Annotated in this window: 1 protein-coding gene; it reads right to left on the bottom strand. The window is 68.9% G+C overall.

The annotated features are described in order from the left end of the window. Window positions 1-31: 31 nt before the first annotated feature. Entirely contained in the window at window positions 32-3,316 is a 3,285-nt protein-coding gene (locus tag HW130_RS35025; RefSeq protein ID WP_177153805.1) for a nitrate- and nitrite sensing domain-containing protein, read from the bottom strand. Window positions 3,317-3,690 lie beyond the last annotated feature (374 nt).

Genomic DNA, 3,690 nt, shown 5'->3' on the forward strand with positions numbered 1-3,690 from the left:
ATTCTGCGCCGCCTGGCTCATCGGGCTCACACTAACGCTCCTGGTTGTAGGTACTACCCGGGCCACTGGGTCGATCGTAAGTGGCCGGTCCGTTCGTGTCCGTTCCCGCGTTGCGTCCCTGCTGGACACCGCGCCGCAGGTTGCTCAACCTGCCGCGCACGTCCTCAGGAGCGCGGGAGACCTGTGGGCCGCCCTGCGGGGTCTGCTCCGCGGTGCCCTCGATCAGGTTCGCCTTGGGCACCCGCCGGGGGAGACCGGACGAGGTGACTCCGCCCGCCTTCGGCTCGCGGAGCTTCTCCGCCCGCTGCCAGCGCTCGTCGTTCGTCGAACGCCACTCGTCGGAGGAGGACCCGCCGCCGGTGCCGTTCTCCCCGGCCTGCCCGCTCCGGGGAGCCTGCGGGGCCTGCTCGGCCGGCTGCTGCCACTGCCGCTGGGCCTCCTGCTGAGGCTGTGACGGCTGACCGCTGCCGCGCCGGGGGAGACCGGACGCGGTCATCTCATGACCGCTGCTCGGAGAGGGTCCCGGACGCTCGAAGCCTACGCGCTCCGAGCCGTTCGCGGGAGCGCTGGGGGCAGATTCCGATTCCGCGCGGAAATCCGGCTCGTAGCCAGCCTGGTAGCTGTCCTGATCCGACCACTCTGCCTGGTGGGACTGGGTCTCGTAGGTGCCGTCGTACTGCTGCCGGGAACCCTGCGAAGCCTGGTAGTCAGCTTCCGCATATGCGTCCTGCAGGTGCTCCTGCGGGGCCTGGTGCTCGGGGTAGCCGCCAGCCGTTCCCTGGTGGTCGGCGTAGCCCTGCTCGCCGTAGCCCTGCTCGCCGTAGCCCTGGTCGCCGTAGCCCTGCTCGTCGTACGACTGCTCCCCGTACGGCTGCTGATCGTAGCCCTGCTGCTCCTGTGCGTAGCCCTGGGCGGAGAACTCCTGGCCGTACTCGGAGCCGTACTCCTGCTGCCGCTCCTGCGCGTAGGGGGCCGTCTCGTCGCGGAACAGCGGGCGGTCACCGCCCTGTGCCTGCGCCTCCAGCGCCGCACGGCGCTCCTCGCGCATGAGCGAGCGGCCCACGGGGTCGAGCTGCGCCTTGTCGCCGGTCTGCTCGTAGCGGGAGTCGTCGAAGCCGAGCTCCGCCGCGGTCCGCATCGGGGCGGTTTCGTAGGACTGCTGCTCCGGGATGATCTGCGAGACGGTGAAGTCGTCCTGCGGCAGTGCCTCGCCGCCGCCACCGTGCGTGATGGCGTCGGGAAGCATGACCAGCGAGGTGGTGCCGGCCTGCTCGCCCGAGGGACGCAGCTGGACGCGGATGCCGTGCCGGTCGGCGAGGCGCCCGACCACGAACAGGCCCATGCGCTGCGAGACGGCGGCGTCCACGGTCGGCGGGTTGGCCAGCTTGTGGTTGATGTCCGCGAAGTCCTCGGCGGTCAGGCCGATGCCCTTGTCGTGGATCTCGATCATCACGCGGCCGTCGGGGAGACGGGTCGCGGTGACGCGGACCTTGGTCTGCGGGGAGGAGAACGTGGTGGCGTTCTCCAGCAGCTCGGCCAGCAGGTGCACGAGGTCGGTCACGGCCTGGCCGTGGATCTCCGTCTCCGGGACACCGCTGAGCTCGATGCGCTCGTAGGACTCCACCTCCGAGGACGCGGCGCGCAGCACGTCGACCAGCGGCACAGGCTGGTTCCAGCGGCGGCCGGGCTCCTCGCCGGCGAGGACGAGGAGGTTCTCGCCGTTGCGGCGCATACGGGTCGCCAGGTGGTCCAGCTTGAAGAGGTTCTCCAGCTGGTCCGGGTCGGCCTCGTTGTTCTCCAGGTCGGTGATCAGCGTCAGCTGGCCCTCGATCAGGGACTGGTTGCGGCGCGAGAGGTTCGTGAAGATCGCGTTGACGTTGCCGCGGAGCATGGCCTGCTCGGCGGCGAGCCGGACGGCCTCGCGGTGGACCTGGTCGAAGGCACGGGCGACCTCGCCGATCTCGTCCTGGGAGTCGATCGGGATGGGCTGGACGCGGGTGTCGACGCGGCCGGGCTCGGTGCGCGAGAGCTGGTCGACGAGCATCGGCAGCCGCTGCTCGGCGATGCCGAAGGCGGCGGTGCGCAGCTGGCGCATCGAGCGGCTCATCTGGCGGGCCATGAGGCCGGCCAGGATGAAGGCGGCCAGCAGGGCGATGACGACGATGGCGCCGTTGGTGATCGCGTCGTTGCGGGCGTCGTCGGAGATCTCGGAGGCCTCGGTCACGGCGCGGTCGACGAGGTCCTGCTCGATCTCGGTGTAGCCGTCGAACTTGGCGGTGGCCGCGCCCATCCAGGTCTCGGGCGTGACGTCCTTGGCCTTGAGCTGCTTCGGGGTCAGGCCCGAGCCGATCGCACCGGCCATGCCGGTGAAGAACGAGCCGTCGGGGCCCTTCGGCGGGTTGAGGCCCGCGGCCTGCAGCCGCTTCGCGCCGTCCGCAGCCTTGCCGACCATGATCTGCTTGAGCTTGGCGGTGTCGGCCTCGGTGCCGCCGGAGACGTACTCGCCGATGGCGATCTGCTCGAGGTAGTTGTATGAGTTGAACGCGACGGTCTGCCTGGCGAAGACGGTCTCGTCCTGGCTGGGCCGGATCAGCAGGTGCATGCCGATCGAGCGCTGCAGCGACGCGGCGGCCTTGGCGAGCTGGACCGCGTAGACGGTACGGCCGTAGCTGGTGACGTTGCCGGTGCCGAGGCCGAGCTCGTTGGAGAACTCCATGAGCACGTGCTGGACCTTGACGTAACCCTCTTCGGTCTGCACCGGGTCGAGCGCCTTGGAGTAGGCGGCCTGGCGCAGCTTGTCGAGGTTCGGCTCCTCCTTGTCGAAGAGCTCGAGACGGCGCTCCAGACCCTGCCCGTCGGGCATGTCCTCGACGGCCTCGCGGAACTTGGCCGCGGCGGCGTCGGTGGTCTCGTACGCCTCGGTGACGGCGGGGCTCTTGCGGTCGGCCTCGCTGGTGGCCAGCAGCAGCGTGGAGGCGGTGAGGTCGCGCTCGTTGAGCAGGGCCTGGCCGTACTCCGAGGCGGCGCGCACGATCAGCGCCGTCTTCTCGGCGTCCTGCGCCTCGCTCCAGGTGTCTATGGACTGCTTCACCTGGAAACTGCCCATGACCAGTCCGACGAGGACGGGTATGAGGAGGATCGCGTTCAGGCGGGTGGGCACCCGCCAGTTGCGCGGAGACAGCTTGCTGGAGCTGCCGGCGGCCGGGGACGCGCTCGAACCACCCGACGTGTCCGCAGGCGTCACCGCTGTGCGCGGCGGCGGGGTGAAGTTGCCCCGCGCCTGCTGCTCTGCGGAGCTCGTCTTGCTTCGCCTCACTCGACCAACAACCTCTCGGCGTCGGCACCTACGCTGTGCCGTGGTTCGTTCATAGCCGTACTACTCGGCAGTTCGACGAATTCCAGCACGCCGAGCCGTCCCATTCCAAACACCTGGAATCTGAGATTCCGAGTGGTCCAACCCCCAGATAAAACGGGCATAAAGAACGAGCCCCGTCAAAAGGCGAGGCTCATGTGAGCACAGTGACACCAAACGTGTGCAAGGGGTGGCAGCTCGGCCCCAATTCTCTGTCGAAACGTTATGAACGACGGGGCGGGCCGTGTCAAACGACACAGCCCGCTACCCGACAACTACGACAACTGCCGTATGGCGTCGTCTACTTGAGCCGTGCCATGAGGGCGTGTTCGACGAGG

Origin of the sequence: Streptomyces sp. PKU-EA00015 (assembly GCF_013387495.1) — a bacterium.
Lineage (GTDB): Bacteria > Actinomycetota > Actinomycetes > Streptomycetales > Streptomycetaceae > Streptomyces.